Consider the following 1,372-nt stretch of genomic DNA (forward strand, 5'->3'; position numbering starts at 1 on the left):
TGTATCAACCCCTATAAAGTTGGAGAGTTTTGTTAAAATAGTTTAGTCCATCAGGCGGCTTCAGTAGCAGCCCAATCCGGCTGATTCTGTGGTTGCTCTGATCGTAATTTCATGCCCTCCTGCCATTTTCGATTAGGGGTTGTGTTTTTGATTCCTCCGTGTATCCGACGCTCGTTGTAAAACCTCACAAAATCATCGATTGCTAGCTGGGCTTCATAATAACTGTCAAATTCGTAACGAGTTAGAAGTTCGCGCTCTAAAATACTATGGTAAGCTTCGATGTAGCTATTCTCCTCAGGCGTCGCCACGTGCGTAAAACGCTCCGGCGTCCCGGTCCTGCTTCGCCTGCTGGTTTCGCAAAAAATCTTTGACCAGATGAGAGACAAATTGAGAACCATTGTCATTACGGATTTTTACCCCTTTCAAACCGTAAGTTCGCTGAATGTACAGGAAAGCTCGGACGACATCAGCTTTCCGGATGCTCTCGCGTCGGCGATCCGATTTGGAAAAGGGAATAAAGGATTTTACGGCTATACACATCTAAGATGGTGTAAAGCAGATAATTCTGCTTCTCTCCCTCAACATACACGTACTTGATGTCATGACATAGGTACTCTAAAGGGTACCGGGCATCGATTTTGCGGTGGCTGACCCACTTACGAGGACCTGTTGATCGGATCATGATACCCAATAAAAGCTTGTGCTCTTTCAAAAGTCGATAAACTTTCTTGGGATTAATCACATAGCCATGTTCGCGCAGATGATTCGTCATCTTTTGATAGCCATAACAAACTAAGGGATCTTCCAGTAGTTCACGAACCGTATCGATCACCGTATAATTGGTAACTCTGCCTCCATCCGTCAATGGGGTATAGGTGGAAGCCTGGCGGCCTCTATGCCCCGATTTCGGTTGATAATAGAATCGACTTTGCGCTAGTCCCAGCCACCGACAGAGCTTTTGTCGTGGAATACGATTCTGATAGTGAGCCACTAACATCACCTTTTCACGGGATGGACACCCGTTTTTTTTAACAGTTCGGCCATTACCTCTAGCTCTAAAGCCTGTTTGGCCACAATCCGTTTCAGCCTTTCATTTTCCAATTCCATCTCCCGGGCTTGGTGGTCAACGGTTTTATACCGATTTGACAAGCCCGCTAGACCACTGCTCTCGTATTTGTGCTGCCATTTGCGCAGCAAAGAAGGCGACAGATTGTACTTGCGGCAGGTTTCGGCTTTTCCAGCGCGTGCGGCTTCTTTCAGGATTGATTCCCGGTGTTCGGGAGTAAAAACTCGTTTTTCTTTCTTCATTTCCTTAAAGTTAGTGACAAATCCTTTTTAGATTTTGTCTCCAACTATTTAAGGGGCTAAGACA

4 protein-coding genes are annotated in these 1,372 nt (G+C 45.7%); all 4 read right to left on the reverse strand.

Annotated elements, in window-relative coordinates; all coding sequences use genetic code 11:
* Positions 1 to 50 precede the first annotated feature (50 nt).
* From ACYVH9_RS31555 to ACYVH9_RS31570, 4 genes are read right to left on the reverse strand one after another with little or no spacing between them, the layout of a single operon-like run.
* Positions 51 to 404 carry an integrase core domain-containing protein gene (locus ACYVH9_RS31555; RefSeq protein WP_460640440.1) on the reverse strand — a complete coding sequence of 118 codons (354 nt, stop codon included), beginning with the start codon at positions 402 to 404 and terminating at the stop codon, positions 51 to 53.
* Positions 295 to 540, reverse strand: coding sequence for a hypothetical protein (locus ACYVH9_RS31560; RefSeq protein ID WP_460640443.1), 246 nt, complete (start codon positions 538 to 540; stop codon positions 295 to 297). The genes ACYVH9_RS31555 and ACYVH9_RS31560 overlap by 110 nt, the downstream gene beginning before the upstream one ends.
* Complete coding sequence (locus ACYVH9_RS31565) at positions 467 to 997, reverse strand: IS3 family transposase (RefSeq protein ID WP_460640441.1); 531 nt, start codon at positions 995 to 997, stop codon at positions 467 to 469. The genes ACYVH9_RS31560 and ACYVH9_RS31565 overlap by 74 nt, the downstream gene beginning before the upstream one ends.
* Positions 997 to 1,308: a transposase gene (locus ACYVH9_RS31570; protein WP_460640442.1), complete on the reverse strand. Its 312-nt coding sequence runs from the start codon at positions 1,306 to 1,308 to the stop codon at positions 997 to 999. Before ACYVH9_RS31570 ends, ACYVH9_RS31565 begins: the two co-directional genes overlap by 1 nt.
* Positions 1,309 to 1,372 lie beyond the last annotated feature (64 nt).

Source organism: Larkinella harenae (assembly GCF_054780515.1).

Bases quoted from the DNA above. Each gene is read 5' to 3' on its own strand.
- ACYVH9_RS31555 (WP_460640440.1), bottom strand. From the start codon at position 404: ATGACAATGGTTCTCAATTTGTCTCTCATCTGGTCAAAGATTTTTTGC.
- ACYVH9_RS31560 (WP_460640443.1), bottom strand. From the start codon at position 540: ATGTGTATAGCCGTAAAATCCTTTATTCCCTTTTCCAAATCGGATCGC.
- ACYVH9_RS31565 (WP_460640441.1), bottom strand. From the start codon at position 997: ATGTTAGTGGCTCACTATCAGAATCGTATTCCACGACAAAAGCTCTGT.
- ACYVH9_RS31570 (WP_460640442.1), bottom strand. From the start codon at position 1,308: ATGAAGAAAGAAAAACGAGTTTTTACTCCCGAACACCGGGAATCAATC.